The organism is Streptomyces sp. NPDC088197 (genome assembly GCF_044741185.1).
Classification (GTDB): domain Bacteria; phylum Actinomycetota; class Actinomycetes; order Streptomycetales; family Streptomycetaceae; genus Actinacidiphila.
In genome coordinates this window covers 1-18,103 of record NZ_JBIUSD010000028.1, presented here as the reverse complement: position 1 = coordinate 18,103, position 18,103 = coordinate 1, and the positions used below count along the sequence as shown (strand labels likewise).

Annotated in this window: 13 protein-coding genes, 1 rRNA gene and 1 pseudogene; 4 read left to right on the top strand and 11 right to left on the bottom strand. The window is 71.4% G+C overall.

Features of this window, described 5'->3' with window-relative positions:
• Positions 1–307: 307 nt before the first annotated feature.
• Positions 308–985, bottom strand: a complete 678-nt coding sequence (locus tag ACIOC1_RS35050) for an HAD family hydrolase (protein ID WP_391052545.1) — start codon at positions 983–985, stop codon at positions 308–310.
• A 191-nt stretch (positions 986–1,176) separates the two neighbouring features.
• Entirely contained in the window at positions 1,177–1,683 is a 507-nt protein-coding gene (locus ACIOC1_RS35045) for a DUF6912 family protein (protein WP_355342922.1), read from the bottom strand.
• A gap of 403 nt (positions 1,684–2,086) precedes the next feature.
• Here ACIOC1_RS35045 and ACIOC1_RS35040 point away from each other — a divergent pair, with 403 nt between their 5' ends.
• Positions 2,087–2,476 carry an Rv3235 family protein gene (locus ACIOC1_RS35040; RefSeq protein WP_355342919.1) on the top strand — a complete coding sequence of 130 codons (390 nt, stop codon included), beginning with the start codon at positions 2,087–2,089 and terminating at the stop codon, positions 2,474–2,476.
• A gap of 274 nt (positions 2,477–2,750) precedes the next feature.
• Here the strand turns inward: ACIOC1_RS35040 and secA are convergent, their stop codons facing one another.
• Positions 2,751–5,561 carry a preprotein translocase subunit SecA gene (gene secA, locus ACIOC1_RS35035; protein ID WP_355342916.1) on the bottom strand — a complete coding sequence of 937 codons (2,811 nt, stop codon included), beginning with the start codon at positions 5,559–5,561 and terminating at the stop codon, positions 2,751–2,753.
• 218 nt (positions 5,562–5,779) lie between these two features.
• On the opposite strand from secA, the gene ACIOC1_RS35030 reads away from it, so the two are divergent.
• Together ACIOC1_RS35030 and ACIOC1_RS35025 are read left to right on the top strand one after the other, a co-directional pair.
• Positions 5,780–6,385 carry a GNAT family N-acetyltransferase gene (locus tag ACIOC1_RS35030; RefSeq protein ID WP_355342913.1) on the top strand — a complete coding sequence of 202 codons (606 nt, stop codon included), beginning with the start codon at positions 5,780–5,782 and terminating at the stop codon, positions 6,383–6,385.
• A 160-nt stretch (positions 6,386–6,545) separates the two neighbouring features.
• On the top strand, positions 6,546–7,733 hold the full coding sequence (locus tag ACIOC1_RS35025; protein ID WP_401858601.1) for a winged helix-turn-helix domain-containing protein: 1,188 nt from the start codon (positions 6,546–6,548) through the stop codon (positions 7,731–7,733).
• 127 nt (positions 7,734–7,860) lie between these two features.
• Here the strand turns inward: ACIOC1_RS35025 and ACIOC1_RS35020 are convergent.
• From ACIOC1_RS35020 to mtnA, 7 genes and pseudogenes are all read right to left on the bottom strand, one after another.
• Positions 7,861–8,535 (bottom strand): annotated as a pseudogene (locus ACIOC1_RS35020) (response regulator); the annotation flags it as partial.
• A 356-nt stretch (positions 8,536–8,891) separates the two neighbouring features.
• Complete coding sequence (gene hpf / locus ACIOC1_RS35015; protein ID WP_355342907.1) at positions 8,892–9,578, bottom strand: ribosome hibernation-promoting factor, HPF/YfiA family; 687 nt, start codon at positions 9,576–9,578, stop codon at positions 8,892–8,894.
• 279 nt (positions 9,579–9,857) lie between these two features.
• Positions 9,858–10,574, bottom strand: a complete 717-nt coding sequence (locus ACIOC1_RS35010) for a ComF family protein (protein ID WP_401858598.1) — start codon at positions 10,572–10,574, stop codon at positions 9,858–9,860.
• Between the two features lie 100 nt (positions 10,575–10,674).
• Complete coding sequence (locus tag ACIOC1_RS35005; RefSeq protein ID WP_391163996.1) at positions 10,675–12,501, bottom strand: LpqB family beta-propeller domain-containing protein; 1,827 nt, start codon at positions 12,499–12,501, stop codon at positions 10,675–10,677.
• Positions 12,501–14,441, bottom strand: coding sequence for an MtrAB system histidine kinase MtrB (gene mtrB / locus ACIOC1_RS35000; protein ID WP_391052562.1), 1,941 nt, complete (start codon positions 14,439–14,441; stop codon positions 12,501–12,503). The genes ACIOC1_RS35005 and mtrB overlap by 1 nt, the downstream gene beginning before the upstream one ends.
• Position 14,442: 1 nt before the next feature.
• A complete protein-coding gene (gene mtrA / locus ACIOC1_RS34995; RefSeq protein ID WP_188283097.1) occupies positions 14,443–15,132 on the bottom strand; it encodes an MtrAB system response regulator MtrA in 690 nt (229 codons plus the stop codon).
• A 96-nt stretch (positions 15,133–15,228) separates the two neighbouring features.
• Positions 15,229–16,326 carry an S-methyl-5-thioribose-1-phosphate isomerase gene (gene mtnA, locus ACIOC1_RS34990; RefSeq protein ID WP_355342899.1) on the bottom strand — a complete coding sequence of 366 codons (1,098 nt, stop codon included), beginning with the start codon at positions 16,324–16,326 and terminating at the stop codon, positions 15,229–15,231.
• A gap of 95 nt (positions 16,327–16,421) precedes the next feature.
• Between mtnA and ACIOC1_RS34985 the strand changes: the two genes are divergently transcribed.
• Positions 16,422–17,948: a hypothetical protein gene (locus ACIOC1_RS34985; RefSeq protein ID WP_401858588.1), complete on the top strand. Its 1,527-nt coding sequence runs from the start codon at positions 16,422–16,424 to the stop codon at positions 17,946–17,948.
• Between the two features lie 67 nt (positions 17,949–18,015).
• Here the strand turns inward: ACIOC1_RS34985 and rrf are convergent.
• Positions 18,016–18,103 (bottom strand): 5S ribosomal RNA (rrf, locus tag ACIOC1_RS34980); the annotation flags it as partial.

Genomic DNA, 18,103 nt, shown 5'->3' with positions numbered 1-18,103 from the left:
GGACGACGCTATGCCGGAAGAGGGGTCCGCCGTGCCCGTACGCACGCGGTGGCCCCTGATGAACTGATCAACGTTGATCACGCCGCAAGGCTATCGCTCGCTCACGGGTGCCTGTCAGGAGACGTCTTCGTACAAATGCACTGCACACCTTTGGCCCCTCTGGACAGGAACCGGGCGGGAACAGGACCGGGACGAGACGGCGAACAGTCGATGCGGAGGTGATGATTCCGGCGTTGGAGCGGGGCGCGGACCGGGCCCGAGCGTCGATTCGGGAGCCCGGCGGCAGGGCCTGTCCGCCGGACAGGCTCTAGCCCGCGGCTATTCGCTCGGCTTCCAGGACGGCGGCGGCGAGGCTGTCGACCACCGGCACCCCGGCGCTCTCCAGGCTGGCGCGGCTGTGCGAGCCGCCGGTGTACAGCACGGCGTGCGCGCCGACGTGGGCGGCGGCCACCGCGTCGTCGAGCGCGTCACCGATCACCACGATCCGGCCGGGGTCGGCGGCGACGTCGGCGAGCGCGGCGAGGTGGCGGGCCATCTGCGCGGCCTTGCCCTGATTGGAGGGGCCGGTACGGCCGTCCACCCGGACGAAGTGCTCCATGATGCCGTGCGAGGTCACCACGGGCAGCAGATTGTCCTGCGGGGCGAGCGAGCACAGCGACTGCGTGAGCCCGGCGGCCCGGCGCGCGGCCAGCAGCTCGGCCGCGCCCTCGGCGAGGCCGCAGCGGCCGGCCAGCGCCCAGTAGTGGCGGTGGAAGGCGGCGTCCATCACCTCCCACTCGGCGTCGGTCGGCAGCCGTCCCATCAGCCGCTCGTAGAACCGGGGCACGGGCACGCAGTACAGCTCCTGGTACCGCTCCAGGGTGATCGGGGCCAGGCCCAGCTCGGCGAACGAGGCGTTCGTCGCCTCGATCACCGCGTCGATGTCGTGGAAAAGGGTGCCGTTCCAGTCCCACACCAGATGCGTGCCTACGGAATGCGTGCTCACTCCACGAACCGTACTCGCGGGGTGTGACAGCCCGGTGCCCGAGGGTGGGGTCCCGGCCACGCGGGGCCGCCGTACGACCGGGCGGGGGCCGAACGGATTCAGCCGATCAGGTGCCCGGGCGGTCGGATGCCGGGGCGCTCACGCGGTCGAGCGCTCGGCCGGTCGGACGCTCGGGTCCTCGCGCGCCGGGGTCAGGAGATGAGGTTGGGGATCTCCTGCGTCGCGTACCAGAGCAGGTCGTGGTCCTCGGCGCCGTCCACGGTGAACTGCGCGTCGTCGTCGCCCATGTCGGCCGCGCCCACGGCCGCCGCGGCGGCCGTCACATCGGTCCGCGCGTCGTCGGCGTCCACGTGCACCGCGGCCGTCCTGGACAGCGGCACGGCGCGGGCCAGGCGGACCTCGCCGAGCGAGCCGGGGTCCAGGCCGTGGTCCGGGTCGTACGTCACGGCGGCGTCGTCCACGTCCACGGCGACGACCACCCGGCGGCGCGGGGTGTCCGGGTGCACGGCCAGCAGCCGCAGCGACGCCTGGGCGGCACGGTTGAGGGCCGCGTACTCCAGCTCCTCGATGTCGTCCGAGACGTACCACTCGCGCAGGCTCGGCGTCACCGCGTAGGCGTCCAGCGGTACGGGCCCCAGCTCGCCCGCCTTGTACGCCTCGGCGAGACCGGCCAGGGTCGTTGGAATATAGACGCGCATGGCGTGAAGCATACGTGCGCCACCACGCGAATAGGTGAATTCCTCCGCGCCCTGCGTCGGACGGCACCCCGCTTGCCAGCCCCTCCCCGAGGGTCCTAGAACCGCCCTGTCACCGCCCTACCCGCCAGTAGCGACCACAGGGGAAGCACCCGTGCAGACGACGCCGCCGCAGCCGCCCGTAACCGTGCCCGTACCCGGAACCCCGGCACCTCCCCTGCCCGCTCCCGCTCCGCCGCGCGCCGCGGGCGTGGAGCGGCGTACGGCGGGCGGCGCCGGTCCGCCCGGACGCAGAGACAGCCGACGGCCCGGCGGGCGTCCAGGCGGGCGTCCAGGCGCCGCGGCGAGGCCGGCGGGAGGCGCGGCGAGCGGGGGCTCCGGCTCGGTTCCGGTCCCGGCGAGGTCCGTGGCGGTCGTGACGCGGCCGGGGACGGCGCCGCGCCCGCCCGCGCCGCACCTGTGGTTCGCCGGGCGCCTGCTCGACGTGCTGACCGGGCGCAGCCCCGTGACGTCGCTGGCCGGACGCGTCAGGGACGAGGCGTACCAACGGCTGTGGGAGCTGCACGGCGCCCGCGCCGACTGGCGGCTGCGGGCCCGCGGCCGTACCCCCTACGTGTACCGGTGCCGCTGTTTCCGCACCGCGGACGGCGCCTTGGAGGTGGCGGCCGTCGTCGCCCTGGACCAGGACGTCTTCCGCGCCCTGGCCTTCCGGCTCGAACCCTCGGGGCCCGCCGCGCCGCCCTCGGCGGGCTACGGGCAGGCCCGCTGGCGGTGCACGGCGGTCCAGGCGGGCTGACCTCCCGCAGGTGAGCGTCTTGGACGCGGCACGGCCGCGGGGGGGGGCCCCGGGGGGGGGGGGGGGGGGCCCCCCCCCCGGGGGGGGGGGGGCCCCCCGCGGGGGGGGGGGTTTTGGGGGGGGGGGGCCCCGGGGGGGGGGGGGGGGGCCGGGCGCCGCCGGGGGCCCCCCCCGGCGTTGTGGGGGTTGTGGGCGGCGCCCGGGGGGGGGGCCGGCCCGGTGTCTCGGGGGGCCCCCCCCCGCGGCCGTGTCCGGTCGAGCCCGCCCGTAGGCGTTACTTCTTGCGGCGGCGGCCGCCCTTGGCGGCCTTGCGGCGCTCGGCGCGCGTCTGGCCCTCCTCGGCGGAACCGCCGTCGGCGGCGTCGACACCCGCGAAGTCGCCCTCGACCACACCGCCCTCGCCGTCCACGGACGGCGCGGAGAAGTGCAGCCGGTCGGCGCGCTTGGGGGCGTCGAGGCCCTTGGCGCGGATCTCCGGCCTGGCGTCCTTGGTCAGCGAAGGCGCCGCGTCCTGCGGGGCGTCGCTGACGGCGGCGTCCACCGGGACCTCCTCGACCTGCTGCTCGACCTGGACCTCCAGGTTGAACAGGTAGCCGACGGACTCCTCCTTGATGCCGTCCATCATGGCGCCGAACATGTCGAAGCCCTCGCGCTGGTACTCCACCAGCGGGTCGCGCTGCGCCATCGCGCGCAGCCCGATGCCCTCCTGGAGGTAGTCCATCTCGTACAGGTGCTCACGCCACTTGCGGTCGAGCACCGACAGCACCACGCGGCGCTCCAGCTCGCGCATGATGTCCTCGGAGAGGCTCTTCTCGCGCTCCGCGTACTGCTCGTGGATGTCGTCCTTGACGGACTCCGCGATGAACTCGGCGGTGATCCCGGCCCGGTCGCCCGCCGCGTCCTCCAGCTCCTCGATGGTGACCTTCACCGGGTAGAGCTGCTTGAAGGCGCCCCACAGCCGGTCCAGGTCCCAGTCCTCGGCGAAGCCTTCCTTGGTCTCCGCGTCGATGTACGCGTCGATGGTGTCGTCCATGAAGTGCTGCACCTGCTCGTGCAGGTCCTCGCCCTCCAGGACGCGGCGGCGCTCGCCGTAGATGACCTCGCGCTGCCGGTTGAGCACCTCGTCGTACTTCAGGACGTTCTTGCGGATCTCGAAGTTCTGCTGCTCGACCTGCGACTGGGCCGACGCGATGGCGCGGGTGACCATCTTGTTCTCGATCGGCACGTCGTCCGGCACATTGGCCATCGCCATGACGCGCTCGACCATCTGCGCCTTGAACAGCCGCATGAGGTCGTCGCCGAGCGAGAGGTAGAAGCGGGACTCGCCGGGGTCGCCCTGACGGCCGGACCGGCCGCGGAGCTGGTTGTCGATCCGGCGCGACTCGTGCCGCTCGGTGCCCAGCACGTAGAGCCCGCCGAGGTCGACGACCTCCTCGTGCTCGGCCTTGACGGCCTGCTCGGCACGCTCCAGGGCGTCGGGCAGCGCCGCCGCCCACTCCTCGACGTGCTCGACCGGGTCGAGGCCGCGCTGCCGCAGCTCCGCCTCGGCGAGGTCGTCGGGGTTGCCGCCGAGCTTGATGTCGGTGCCGCGGCCGGCCATGTTGGTGGCCACGGTCACGGCGCCCTTGCGGCCCGCCTGCGCGACGATCGACGCCTCACGGTCGTGCTGCTTGGCGTTGAGCACCTCGTGCGGCACGCCGCGCTTGGAGAGCTGCGCCGACAGGTACTCGGACTTCTCGACGGAGACGGTGCCGACCAGGACCGGCTGGCCCTTCTCGTGCTTCTCGACGATGTCCTCGACCACGGCGGCGAACTTCGCCTCTTCCGTGCGGTAGATCAGGTCGGGCTTGTCCATCCGGGCCAGCGCGCGGTTGGTCGGGATCGGGACGACGCCGAGCTTGTAGATCTGGTGGAACTCGGCGGCCTCGGTCATCGCCGTACCGGTCATGCCGCAGAGCTTGTCGTACAGGCGGAAGAAGTTCTGGAGGGTGATCGTGGCGAGCGTCTGGTTCTCGTCCTTGATGTCCACCCCTTCCTTCGCCTCGATCGCCTGGTGCATGCCCTCGTTGTAGCGGCGGCCCGCGAGGATACGGCCGGTGTGCTCGTCGACGATCATGACTTCGCCGTCCATGACGACGTAGTCCTTGTCGTTCTTGTACAGCTCCTTGGCCTTGATCGCGTTGTTCAGGTAGCCGACCAGCGGGGTGTTCACCGACTCGTAGAGGTTGTCGATGCCCAGCCAGTCCTCGACCTTGGTGACGCCGCTCTCGTGGATGGCGACGGTGCGCTTCTTCTCGTCCACGTCGTAGTCGCCGGTCTCCTCCTTGCCGAGGCTGCTCGCCTCGCCGCGGTTGAGCCGCTTCACCAGACGGGCGAAGTCGCTGTACCACTTGGTGGCCTGGTCGGCCGGGCCGGAGATGATCAGCGGCGTACGGGCCTCGTCCACCAGGATCGAGTCGACCTCGTCGACGATCGCGAAGTTGTGGCCGCGCTGCACCAGCTCGTCCTTCGACCACGCCATGTTGTCGCGCAGGTAGTCGAAGCCGAATTCGTTGTTGGTGCCGTAGGTGATGTCGCAGGCGTACATGGCGCGGCGCTCGGCGGGCGACATGTTCGCCAGGATGCAGCCGACCTCGAGGCCGAGGAATTTGTGGACGCGGCCCATCCACTCCGAGTCGCGCTCGGCGAGGTAGTCGTTGACCGTGATGAGGTGGACGCCCTTGCCGGAGATCCCGTTCAGATACGCGGGCAGGGTGCCGACCAGGGTCTTGCCCTCGCCGGTGCGCATCTCGGCGACATACCCGAGGTGCAGGGCGGCACCGCCCATGAGCTGGACGTCGTAGTGACGCTGTCCGAGCACGCGCTTGGCGGCCTCACGGACGGTGGCGAACGCCTCGGGCAGCAGGTCGTCGAGGGACTCGCCCTCGGCGTACCGCTCCTTGTACTCGTCGGTGAGGGCCCGCAGCTCGGCATCGGTGAGGTTGACGAAGTCCTCTTCGATGGAATTGACCTGGTCCGCGATGCGGTGCAGTTTGCGCAGGATCTTGCCTTCGCCTGCACGCATGAGCTTGTTGAAGACGGACACGTAGGCTGGCTCCTTGCCGGTCGGGCCTGGCGCGGTTGGCCCGCACCCGGCACAGCGGGGTTTGATCTGCCGATGTCTGCCGATGGCTTTCTGCCAGTGGCTGTCCGCCGATGGCCCCGCTGCAACGGCCATCGTAAGCGAGGAGACCAGCGGGCCGGGAGGCCCCGAGGTGCCAAAACGGTTTTCCACAGCCGTTGGCTCTCCTCAATACTGCGTCCATGGAGCCGATCACCCTCACCACCGAGCGTCTGCTGCTGCGTCCGCTGACCCCGGACGACGCCGAGGCGCTCTATGTGGCCTGCCAGGATCCCGATATTCCGCGCTGGACGGCGGTGCCCTCGCCGTACACCCACGAGAACGCGGCGGACTTCGTCGGCCGCATCTGCCCCGAGGGCTGGCGCGACGACACCATGTACAACTTCGGCGTCTTCACCGCCGACAGCGGCGCGCTCGTCAGCTCCATGGGCCTGCTGCGGTTCGGCGCCTCCGGTCTGACCGGGCCCGAGCGGCAGGCGGAGCTGGGCTACTGGACGGCGAGGGAGCAGCGCCGCAAGGGCTACACCGCCGAGGCGGGGCGCGCGGTCTGCGCCTGGGCCTTCGACGCTCTCGGCGTCGAGCGGATCGAGTGGTACGCGGAGGCGGGCAACGACGGCTCGCGCGCCGTCGCCCGTTCCATCGGCTTCGTCATGGAGGGCACCGTCCGCTCCAAGATCCTTTACGCGGGCACCCGCCGCGACGCCTGGAGCGGTTCCCTGCTGCCGACGGACTGGGACCGCGAGGGCAAGACGCCGTACGAGCCGTATCCGCCGGGCGCGGGGGCCTGAGGCTCCTTCGTCACGGGGGGCGGGGGCCTGAGGCTCCTTCGTCACGGGGGGGGCGGGCGCGAGGCGCGAGGGGTTTCCGTACGGAGCGGGGGGCCGCGGGCCGCGCGAGGTTGACGCAGGTCAGCGGGGCTTGTCAGTGGGCGGTCCTACGCTGTCCGGCATGACACCGCTGCCGCCTCCTCAGCTCACCCTGTCCGCCGACGAAGCACGCAGGCTCGCCTTGCGGGCGCAGGGCTTCCTCGGTGCTCCCGACCGGCGGGCCGGGACGCGCGGGGTGCTGCGCTCGCTGGGCGCGGTGCAGCTCGACACCATCTCGGTACTGGCCCGCTCGCACGAGCTGATCCCGTACGCGCGGCTGGGCGCGGTCGGCCGCGAGGAGGTCGAGGAGGCGTACTGGTCGGGCGACCACGCCTTCGAGTACTGGTCGCACGCGGCCTGCATCCTGCCCATCGAGGAGTGGCCGCACTTCGCCTTCCGGCGCAGGGCGCGGCGGGCCCGCGGTCACCGCTGGCACGTCCTGGAGGACGCCGAGCGCTCGTGCGCCGCCGTCCTGGACCAGCTCAAGGCCGAGGGGCCGCTGAATTCGACGCAGCTCGGCGGCGCGAAGAACGGCGGACCGTGGTGGGACTGGTCGGAGACCAAGATCGCGGTGGAGTGGCTGCTCGACACCGGTGAGGTGGTCTGCACCCGGCGGCGCGGCTGGAAGCGGATCTACGACCTGGCCGAGCGGGCCGTGCCCGACGCGCTGCTCCACGACGACCTGGACGACACCGAGTGCGTACGGCGGCTGGTCGTCCAGGCGGGCGCGGCGATGGGGGTGGCCACCCGCGCGGACCTCGCGGACTACCACCGGCTCAAGGGCGAGCAGGTGATGTCGGTGATCGACTCGACCGGTCTGGTGCCGGTCGAGGTCGAGGGCTGGGGCAAGCCCGCCTGGGCCGATCCGGCGGCGCTGGCGAGCGAGCCGCGCGGCAGGCACCGTACGACGCTGCTGTCGCCGTTCGACTCCCTGGTCTGGGACCGGCCGCGCACCGAGCGGATCTTCGGCTTCACGCACCGGCTGGAGGCGTACACCCCCAAGCCCAAGCGGATCCACGGCTACTTCGCGATGCCGCTGCTCGCGGGCGGGCGGCTGGTCGGCCGCGTCGACCCGGCGCGCGAGGGGAAGACGCTGGTGGCCCGGCAGGTCACGCTCGACGGCCCGAAGGCCGTGCAGCCCGCGGCCGACGCCATCGCGCAGGCGGCGGGCTGGGTGGGCTGCGAGGAGGCGCGGGTGGAGCGGGTGCTGCCGGAGCCGCTGCGCGAGCCGCTGGAGGCGGCGCTGAAGCTGACCCACGACCGCCGCTGAGCGGGTACGGCCCCGCGGGGCCGAGGTGGTGGGTCCGGGCGGCGCCGGGTCCGGGCGGCCCGGGGGCGCGCCCGGACCCGGCAATGCCCAGCACGTGGTGGCCGCGATGCCCGGCGCGGGACAGGCCCTAGCGGATCTCCAGGATCTTCTCGCGCATCGCGTAGACCACGGCCTCCATCCGGGAGTGGAGCTGAAGCTTCTCCAGGATGTTGCGGACGTGGTTCTTCACCGTGTTCTCGCTGATGAAGAGTTCCTTGGCGATGTCCCGGTTGTTCAGCCCGGTGGCGACCAGCTTCAGCACCTCCAACTCCCGGTCGGTGAGCTTGGGCGCGGGCAGCAGCCGCCGCTCGTCGGTCCGCTGGATCATCGACTTGAACTCGGTCAGCAGCTTCGACGCCATCGACGGACTGATCTGCGACTGTCCGTCCGCCACCGCGCGGATCGCCGTCGCCACCTCGTCGGTGGAGATCTCCTTGAGGAGATAGCCGGTGGCACCGGCCTTGATCGCCTCGTAGAGGTCGGCTTCCTCGTCGCTTATCGTCAGCATGATGATCTTGGCGCTGGGCGCGACCTCCTTGATCGAGGTGCACGCCTCGATCCCGCCGCGCCGGGGCATCCGCACATCCATCAGCACGATGTCCGGCAACAGGTCGGCGGCCTTGTCGACCGCCTCCGCGCCGTCCCCCGCCTCACCGATGACCTGGATGTCCTCCTCCTGCGCGAGCACGATCTCCAGGCCCCGCCGGAAGAGCGCGTGGTCGTCGACCACCAGCACTCGGATGGGCTCCGCACGCGCCGGACCGGCAGGTTCCTCGTACGGGATCTGACCACGCTCGCCGGCGGTTCCGCGCTCAAAGCTCTCCGGCATCAGATCCTCCCCCTCAGACCAGAGTTGACCACTGGTCCAGCATTTCACGTCCAGGCACGGTGGTGCCCCCGGGACGGCCCGGGGGCACCGGTTGCAGCCCTAGGGCCTGGCCGCGAAGTCTCGTCTGACTGGCGGCGCCTGGCACGCACGCTCGCTGCGTTGTCGGGCTCATCCGAATAGGCCCACTATGAGGACGACCCTCCGCCTTGCGATCGCACGCACCAGACACCGCCAGCCCCGCCCTCCGGGCGGACGACGCGACTTCGCGGACACGCCCTCGGGCGTGGCCACTAGCGGCGCAGTACGCCGCCCGCGCCCGCCGGTTCTTCCACGGTGCTCTCGTCCGAGTTCAGATGAATCACGCCGTAGTCGTAACCGTGCCTGCGATAGACGACACTCGGCTGCTTGGTCTCGCTGTCCACGAACAGATAGAAGTCGTGCCCGACCAACTCCATCTCGTAGAGCGCCTGGTCGAGTGCCATCGGCGTGGCCGCGTGGGTCTTCTCACGCACCACCAGCGGGCCTTCGCCGTGCACCTCCAGCGGACCGAACCTCGTGGTGGGCACACTGTCCGTGCTCGGCCGGTCGACGGCCAGCTCCCCGTCCCCGTTGATGGTCGCCGCGTCCGGCACGGTCGCGGCCACCTCGGCCGCCGGGATCCGGCCGTTCCCACGACGGGTGTGGCGCTTGCTCGCGGCCTTGCGCAGCCGCGCCTCCAGCTTCGACACCGCGATGTCCAGCGCCGCGTACGGGTCGGCCGCCGCGGCCTCGGCCCGGACGACCGGGCCCCGGGTGTTGAGCGTGATCTCCACCCGGTCGGCGTGGTCCGCCTGCCGGGGGTTGAGCTCCTTGGACACCTCGACGTCGAGGCTGATCACCTTGCCGTCGAGCTTCTGGATCTTGTCCAGCTTCTCGGCCACGTGCTTCCGGAACCGCTCGGGCACCTCGGTCTTGCGGCCCTTGACGACGATGTCCACGCAGAACTCCGTTCCCGGATCGCCCCGGGCTACCGGAGGCGATCCCTTTCGCTGAGGCCAGCTCGGGTACCAGTCCCGTCCGGCGCTGCGTTGGCTGCCGCTTCGCCTCCCGGGGCTGACCGGGGACCACGAAGCTGCGGCTTTCACCTCCTCCTGCCCCACTGAGAAGATCAACACCCCATGGTGTTCACTTCCCTATCCCCCGAACATAGTCCCGGAGTGTGGAGGTCGGCATCCTCAGCGACGCCATACCCCCTTCCGAGTGAATATGCGTCGCTACTACCTGCAACGACGCGCATCCGAGTGGAGTTCCGGATCGTGCGGACCAGCCACGACCGCCGCCCCGGCGACCCGGCCCCCGGCCGCCGTCACCGCCCGCGTCGCTACGGTCAGTGAGGCTCCGGTGGTCATCAGGTCGTCCACCAGCACGACCGGCGCCACCGTCAGCAGCGCCGCCGACCCGCCGGCCGCCGCCACCGCGCCCGCCAGATTCGCCGGCCGCCCGGCCGCGCCGAGACCGGACTGGTCCGCCACCGGCCGCCGCTGGCGCAACGCGGCCACCGCCCTGGCGGGTACGCCGCACCGGCGCAGCTCCCGGGCCGCCGCACGGGCGATGCGGGCCGTGGCGTCGTGGCCGCGTCGCGCCACCGCACGCCGTGCCGAGGGCACCGGCACCAGCAGAACCGTCCCGGGGACGCCGACCCGCCGCACAGCCGCCGCCAGCGCCGTGCCCAGCGGTCCGGCCAGACCCAGCGCACCCCGCTCCTTGTGCGCCAGGACCACGGCCCGTACTTCGTCCCCGTATCGCCCGGCCGCGTAGACCGGCGGCAGCCCCGGCGGCTCCGGCGTCGGACGCACGCGCCGCACCGGCACCGATTCGGCCGCCCCACCGATCAGTACCCGGCACCGCTCGCACAGCTCCGTACGCGGACGCCCGCACCCGGCGCAGTCCACCGGCAGGACCAGCCCGGTGATCTCCTGCCACCAGCCCCGCATGACGTCCACTCTGCCCCGTTTCGGCGCCCGCCGCCAGCCCCCCTCCCAACCTGTGGATAACTCCACGGTTTCGCAGGTCAGGAGGCTGACGGTGGTTTTCTCAGCCGGGGTAGACCGGGTTGTCGCCCTTCGGCTCGACCCGCTTGCCCGTGGAGTCCGGCGGCAGCCGGTAGACGCTCTGGTTGTACGAGGCCAGCAGCGCCCGCGAGACGTCCTCGGAGGCCGCCACCACCGACGCCTGGCTGATCCCCTCGAAGGCCAGCTTCGGGGAGCCGTCGGTGCTGATGTACTTGATCTGCTGCACACCCTCGGATTCGCTGTCGAGCGCCACCAGGCGGCTCGGCCCCGCCCAGGAGACCGAGCTGACACCGTCGGCCGCGGGGGTCAGCGTGCGCAGATTCGTCACCGCGAACGTCGGATGCGCCTGCGTACCACCCCGCTCGATCCGCCCGAGCTGCAACTTCCCGAGCCCGTTGGGCTGCCGGACGAGCAGCGCGATCCGCACGCCGTCCGAGGCGACCCGCAGCGCGTCCACACGGCCGGTCAGGCCGCTGACGGAGACCGGGATCGGCTGCCCGCCGCCGTCGCGCAGCGCCACCACGCGGGGGTCGCCCGGATCGCGGTCGGCGACCCACAGGTAGTCGAGCCCGTCCCAGCTCGGCGCGCTCAGACCGTCCTTCGCCTTGCTGGTCAGCACGGGCTCGCTGAGCTGGGCGTCCGCGTCCAGGCCGGCGGTGACCAGTTGGCGTCCCTCGCCCTTCACCCCGGCGGCCATCTGCTCGTCCCGGCGCACCGCGACCGACTCCAGGTCCGCCTTCGCCCCGCCGAACGGCCCGGCCACCGGCGTACCCGTGGTCGAAGCGCCGTCCGACGGCACCTCCAGCAGCCGGTGCGGCTGCGCCCCGATGTAGTACTGGTGGTCCGAGGAGCCGACCAGATTCTGCGTGCTGAACGCCAGCGTCTGTTCCTTGGGCAGCGAGCAGACCGTCCTGCCGTCCGACGCCGAGATGTCGACGGCGTCCACCTTCGGCGCGGCCTGGCCCTGCACCGTGGTGAAGAGCTGCGCCGCCAGCTTCACGCAGCGCTCCCCCGCGAACCGCTGCGCGGGCGCGTCGAGCCGCACCCTGAGGTGCTGGGAGTCGTCGAGCGTCACCCCGTGGTCGGGCGCCTTGTCGTAGAGCCGGGCGCCCTCGGGCGCCGCGGTCTCGACCACGGGCGCCAGCCAGTTCGTGGGGCCGGTCAGCAGCGCGGAGACCGTGGACACCAGCGAGTCGCTCTGCTTGCGCAGGTAGACCGGGTCGGCGACCAGGGTCTTGTCAGCGTTCCCCGAGCGATGCGCGTCCGGGCCCAGCGCCGCGAAGTAGTACATGTTGACCAGGTGATATATCCGGTTGAAGTCCAGATCGGAGATCACCAGGCCGTCTTCAAGACTGTCGATCCGCCACTCGTTGTTCTCCTTGACCAGGTGGAACGAGGTGTCGAAGTTGCCCTCGTCCGGCCGGTAGGCGTGCTTGGCGTCGACGACGGCCGTCTTCTTGCCCGCCAGGTCGACCATCACGTAGTCCTTGCGACTCGTGCCCGGCTCCTCCCGGGGCTGGGTCGTGCCGGTGAGCACGGTGATCTTCGCGGTGGGGTCCCAGTGTCCGGCCAGCTCCTTGGACAGGTACTTCTTCGCGGTCTCGAAGTCCGCCTCGCCGCTGGTGGTGGCCTCCATGAAGCCGTTGACGATGTCGGAGGCGCTTTCGCCCTTGTGCGGCGCCGACGGGAAGACCCGCACCTGCGCGTCCACGTCGGCGTGCTGTCCGTCGCCGACCTTGCGCACCTCACCGCTGCTGGGTATCGCCGCGCACCCGGCCAGCAACAACGCCGCGCACACCACACCCGGCCAGCTCCGCAGCAGGCGTCCCCTGCCCCCCAGCGCACCCATCAGCTGTCGTCCTCCCGGACCGAGTCCATCCGTCCCACGACCCGCGCACCGCTGCCGGGGAACGCCGCGGGATCGGCCGACGGCGACCGCGGCACCGCAGGCGGCCGCTGGGGAATCTGCGGTATCTGCGAGCCCGGCTGCCCGTTGTGCCCCGGCCCGGCCGGGCCCGCGGTCCGCGGCACCGGCACGGACCCCGTCGCGGCCCGGACCGGCAGCCCCGAGGAATTCAGCCCGCGGTTGCGCCGCGAATCGTCCGGCTCCAGCGGTATCGGCGACCCGCGCAGGCTCTCGCCGGCGGTCCGCGGCAGCGTCATCCGGAACTGCGACCCGCCGCCCGGCTCGCCCCACGCCTGGAGCCAGCCGCCGTGCAGCCGGGCGTCCTCCACCGCGATGGACAGGCCGAGGCCCGTCCCGCCGGTGGTACGCGCCCGCGCCGGATCGGCTCGCCAGAAGCGGTTGAACACCCGTGTCGCCTCGCCGGGCTTCAGCCCGACGCCGTAGTCCCGCACCGCGACGGCCACCGCGCCGTCGGCCGTGGCCAGCCGTACCACCACGTCCCGGCCGTCGCCGTGCTCGATCGCGTTGACGACCAGATTGCGCAGCACGCGCTCCACCCGGCGGGGGTCGACCTCGGCTATCACCGGCTGCGCGTCGCCGCGTATCGCCACGTGGCTGCCCTTGCGCTCGGCCAGCGGCTCCGCGGCGTCCACCACCCGCCGTACGACCTCGCGCAGGTCTATCGGCTCGGCGGCCAGCTCCGCCGCGCCCGCGTCGAATCTGCTGATCTCCAGCAGGTCGGACAGCAGCGACTCGAAACGGTCCAGCTGGTTCTGCAACAGTTCGGCGGAGCGCGCGGTCACCGGATCGAATTCGGTCCGCGCGTCATGGATGACGTCCGCCGCCATCCGTACGGTCGTCAGCGGGGTGCGCAGCTCGTGCGAGACGTCGGAGACGAAGCGGCGCTGCATCCTCGACAGGTCCTCCAACTGCTGGATCTTGACCTGGAGGTTCTGCGCCATCTTGTTGAAGGACTCGCCGAGGCGCGCGATGTCGTCCTCACCCGAGACCTGCATACGTTCCTGCAATCGGCCCGCCGCGAGCCGCTCCGCGATCCCGGCCGCCATCCGTACCGGCGTGACGACCTGCCGGGTCACCAGCCAGGCGATGGCGCCGAGCAGCACCACCACGAAGATGCCCGCCGTCGCCAGCGTGCCCTTGACCAGGCCGAGCGTCTTGGCCTCCTGGCCGAACGGGAAGAGGTAGTAGAGCTGGTACGTCTTCCCGTTGATGTCCGTGAGCCGCTTGCCGATGGCCAGCGCGGGCTGCGGCGCCTTCCCGTCGTCCGTCACCACTGTCGTGTACTGCTTCAGCGCCCCGGTGTGGGACTCGACGGCGTCGCTGAGCGACTTGGGGATGCTCGCCTGCGGCAGCAGGCTGCCGGAGCTGCGCGGCCCGTGCGCGTTGACGACACCCTCGCCGAAGCGCGCGTCGTCGGCGCCCGGGCTGAGCGTGGCGATCCAGTACACCCCGTTGCCACCGCTGGCGAACTGCTGGACCAGCGTCGTCAGCCAGGCGCCCGAGTCCTCGGCCTGATTCTGCGAGCCGACCCCGGTGGCGTCCTGCGTCTGGCTCCTGTTCGCCTGCTGCTGGGCGATGGAGAAGCCGGTGGTGGCCTGATTCTCAGCCGCCTTCTCCTTCGCGTCGAGCAGGCCGTTCTTGACCTGCCCGATCACGACGAAGCCGAGCAGCAGCACCACGCCGACCGACATCAGCAGCGTGAAGGCGACCACCCGCAGTTGCAGATTGCGCCGCCACAGCCGGACCGCCGGCTGCAACGGTCGCCGTGCCCAGCGCACGAACGAGCGGAAAACCGGCGCGAGACCCCGCATGGGGTCCGCGAGCCGGCTCTCCAGCCGCTCCCGCTCGTACGACGCGCACATGTCAGCCCGGTCCCGCCTTGTAACCGACACCGCGGACGGTCACCACGATCTCCGGGCGCTCCGGGTCCTGCTCCACCTTGGACCGCAGCCGCTGCACATGGACGTTCACCAGCCGGGTGTCCGCCGCGTGCCGATAGCCCCAGACCTGCTCGAGCAGCACCTCACGCGTGAACACCTGCCACGGCTTGCGGGCCAGCGCCACCAGCAGGTCGAACTCCAACGGCGTCAGCGCGATCGGCTGCCCGTCCCGCTTCACCGAGTGCCCCGCCACGTCGATCACCAGATCGCCGATGGCGAGCTGCTCAGGAGTCGGCTCCTCCGCCCTCCGCAGTCGCGCCCTGACCCTCGCCACCAGCTCCTTCGGCTTGAACGGCTTGATCACATAGTCGTCAGCCCCCGACTCGAGCCCCACCACCACATCCACGGTGTCGCTCTTCGCCGTGAGCATCACGATCGGCACCCCGGACTCCGCCCGGATCTGACGGCATACGTCGATGCCGTCCCGTCCGGGCAGCATGAGGTCAAGGAGCACCAGATCCGGCTTGGACTCCCGAAAAGCAGCCAGGGCCTTGTCACCGTCAGCGCAGAACGACGGCTCGAAACCCTCTCCGCGCAGCACGATGCCAAGCATCTCTGACAGCGCGGTGTCGTCATCGACGACCAGCACACGTCCCTTCATACCGACCATCATCCCATTTGCATATCGTTACCGGTGACCTTTGGTGATCGAGGTCACGCTACGCGACCATTGTCCGCCGATGGCCGTAGATGCGCTGCCCGATCTCCCCTAGTCAGAGCCTGCCCGGGGAGTCTCGTGATTACACACAGTTACGAGAGCTTCTGTGGTGACCGGCGAAACCACACCGTTCTCCGTGATGATCGCAGTAATCAGCTCCGGCGGCGTCACATCGAAGGCCGGATTGTAGGCCTGAGTGCCCAGCGGTGACGGCGCGAGGTCGGTCACCTCGCTGCCGGCCCGCTGCTCCACCTCGATCGCGGCGCCGTCCGGCGTGCTCAGATCCACCGAGGTCGTCGGCGCCACGACGATGAACGGCACATGGTGGTAGCGGGCGAGGACCGCGAGGGGATAGCTGCCGACCTTGTTCGCCGTGGAGCCGTCCGCCGCGATCCGGTCCGCGCCGATCAGCACCGCGTCCACCTCCCCCGCCGTGAACAGCGAGCCGGCCGCGCTGTCGGCGAGCAGCGTGTACGGCATCCCGGCCCGCGCCGCCTCGTACGCCGTCAACCGCGCGCCCTGAAGAAGAGGACGGGTCTCGTCGACCCACAGACGCCTCAACTCCCCGGCCCTGTGCGCCGCGAGGACCACACCGAGCGCGGTGCCCTCACCGCCCGACACCAGGGCCCCGGTGTTGCAGTGCGTCAGAATCCGGTACCCGCCGCCCGGCACCAACTCGGCGAGCAGCCGCTCCCCGTACTCCGCCATCGCCCGGCTCGCCGCCGCGTCCTCCTCGTGCAGGGCCCGCGCCTCGGCCAACGCGAAGGCGGCACCCTGGTGCGGAGGCGCCGCGTGGAAGGCGGTCACCGCGCGGCGCACCCCGTACCCGAGGTTGACGGCCGTAGGCCGCGCGTGCGCGAGCAGGTCGGCGGCCTCGTTCACGTCGTAGCCGCGCGCCGCCGCCAACGCGATGCCGTACGCCCCCGCGAGCCCGAGCAGCGGCGCGCCCCGCACGGCGAGGGAACGTATCGCCTGAACCAGCGCCTGCACGTCCGTGCACACCAACTCGACCTCCTCCTGCGGAAGTCGGGTCTGGTCGAGCAGCACGAGCACGGGTCCCTCGGGAGGTTCCTCCCACCGCAGCGCGGGGATGGTACGGGAAGCACCGTCGGCCTCATCGGTCACAGGTCGCACGTATTGATCACCCATCCGTCCAGTCTGCCCTGCCCGGCCCGGTCCAAGGCAGCCCATGGCACGATGGCGGCCAGTACCACAGCGAGCACCACGTGAAGGGGCAGCCTCCGATGACCAACACTCCGGGCTGGGCCTCGCCCGGATCCTCCGACTCCTCCGAGCCGGAAGACGGCGACAGCCCCGCTTCCTCCGCACCACAGAAAGACACCCCCGTGGACACGTCAACAGATACGTCCGCGGCCGGTCCTGACAACAGCTCCGGTGACGACTCCGGCGACACATCCGCTCCCGGTACGGGAGACCGGCCCGCTACGGCCGACGCCGGTGACACGACGCCACCGCCGCCCGGCGGCTGGTCCGCCCAACAGCCGCCCGCGGGGCAGTGGCAGCACACCCCCCACGACACCCGGCCCCCGACCGTACCGGCCCCAGGCCCGCCTCCCGCCGGATCCTCCGGTACGGGTACGGGTACGGGTACGGGTACGGGTCAGGCGCCCGGCGCCGGCTGGGCCCGGTGGTCGCCCCCGCAACCGCCACAAGGCGGCCACCCCGGCCCCTCAGGCCCGCGCTGGGGCAACACAGCACCGGGCGGCGACCCCGGCGGCGGCTGGCAGCAGCAGGGCCCCTGGAGCAGGCCCGCGGCGCCCAAGCCCGGCGTCATCCCGCTGCGCCCACTCGGCGCGGGCGAGATCCTCGACGGTTCCCTGGCCGTACTGCGGCGGCACTGGCGCGCGATCCTCGGCTTCACCCTGGCCATCGCCGTGGTCACCCAGGGCCTTGCCGTGGTGGTCGACGGCTTCTTCCTCAGCAACGACACCCGGCTGGAGAACCTCAGGGACAACCCCAACCCGAGCGTCGGCGACATCATGCACGCCGTCAGCGGTGCCTTCGCCAGCTCGGGCCTGACCATTCTGGTCATGCTCATCGGCACGATCACCGCGACCGCGATGGTCGCCATGGCCACCAGCCGCGCCGTGCTCGGCCGCCCGGTCACGGCCGCCCAGGTATGGCGGGAAGCCCGCCCGCGACTGCCCCAACTGGTCGGGCTCGCGCTGCTGATCCCGCTGGCCATCGCCGGAATCCTGGCGGGCGCCGTCCTGCCCGGCGCACTGATCGCCCTGGCGGGTGCGGAGAGCGGCGGCGCCGCCCTCGCCTCCCTCGGCCTGATCGGCGCCTCCGTCGTCGTGCTCTGGCTCATGATCCAGTGGAGCCTGGCGGCACCGGCCCTCATGCTCGAGAAGCAGGACATCGTCTCAGCGATGAAGCGCTCGGCGAAGCTGGTACGCAACTCCTGGTGGCGCGTCCTCGGCGTCCAGGCGCTCGCGGCGATCCTCTGCTACATCGCCTCGGCCATCATCCAGACGCCGTTCATGTTCATCGCTCGTGGCATCACCGGTGAGAGCCTCGGCTCCTTCCTCTCCGGCGACACCAACCCGGGCTGGGCGTTCCTCGGCATCAGCGGAATCGGCGCCGCCATCGCCGCGACGCTCAGCCTGCCGATCAGCGCCGGCGTCACCACGCTGCTGTACATGGACCAGCGCATCCGCCGTGAGGCTCTCGACATCGAGCTGCTGCGGGCCGCGAATACCGATGCGGACGCGAACGCGGCTGCGAGCGTCGCCGTCACCACCGACTGACCAGGGAACGCAGAAAGGCCCCGGCCCCCGAGTCGAAACTCGGGGGCCGGGGCCTTTTACAAAGATTGTTCGGCGGTGTCCTACTCTCCCACAGGGTCCCCCCTGCAGTACCATCGGCGCTGAAAGGCTTAGCTTCCGGGTTCGGAATGTAACCG

Excerpts from the sequence above, each read along its gene's own strand:
- ACIOC1_RS35030 (WP_355342913.1), top strand. The coding sequence starts at position 5,780 with ATGGAGCCGATCACCCTCACCACCGAGCGTCTGCTGCTGCGTCCGCTG.
- ACIOC1_RS34985 (WP_401858588.1), top strand. The coding sequence starts at position 16,422 with ATGACCAACACTCCGGGCTGGGCCTCGCCCGGATCCTCCGACTCCTCC.
- mtrA (WP_188283097.1), bottom strand. The coding sequence starts at position 15,132 with ATGATGGTCGGTATGAAGGGACGTGTGCTGGTCGTCGATGACGACACC.
- ACIOC1_RS35010 (WP_401858598.1), bottom strand. The coding sequence starts at position 10,574 with ATGCGGGGCTGGTGGCAGGAGATCACCGGGCTGGTCCTGCCGGTGGAC.
- ACIOC1_RS35025 (WP_401858601.1), top strand. The coding sequence starts at position 6,546 with ATGACACCGCTGCCGCCTCCTCAGCTCACCCTGTCCGCCGACGAAGCA.
- mtrB (WP_391052562.1), bottom strand. The coding sequence starts at position 14,441 with ATGTGCGCGTCGTACGAGCGGGAGCGGCTGGAGAGCCGGCTCGCGGAC.
- ACIOC1_RS35005 (WP_391163996.1), bottom strand. The coding sequence starts at position 12,501 with ATGGGTGCGCTGGGGGGCAGGGGACGCCTGCTGCGGAGCTGGCCGGGT.
- ACIOC1_RS35045 (WP_355342922.1), bottom strand. The coding sequence starts at position 1,683 with ATGCGCGTCTATATTCCAACGACCCTGGCCGGTCTCGCCGAGGCGTAC.
- mtnA (WP_355342899.1), bottom strand. The coding sequence starts at position 16,326 with ATGGGTGATCAATACGTGCGACCTGTGACCGATGAGGCCGACGGTGCT.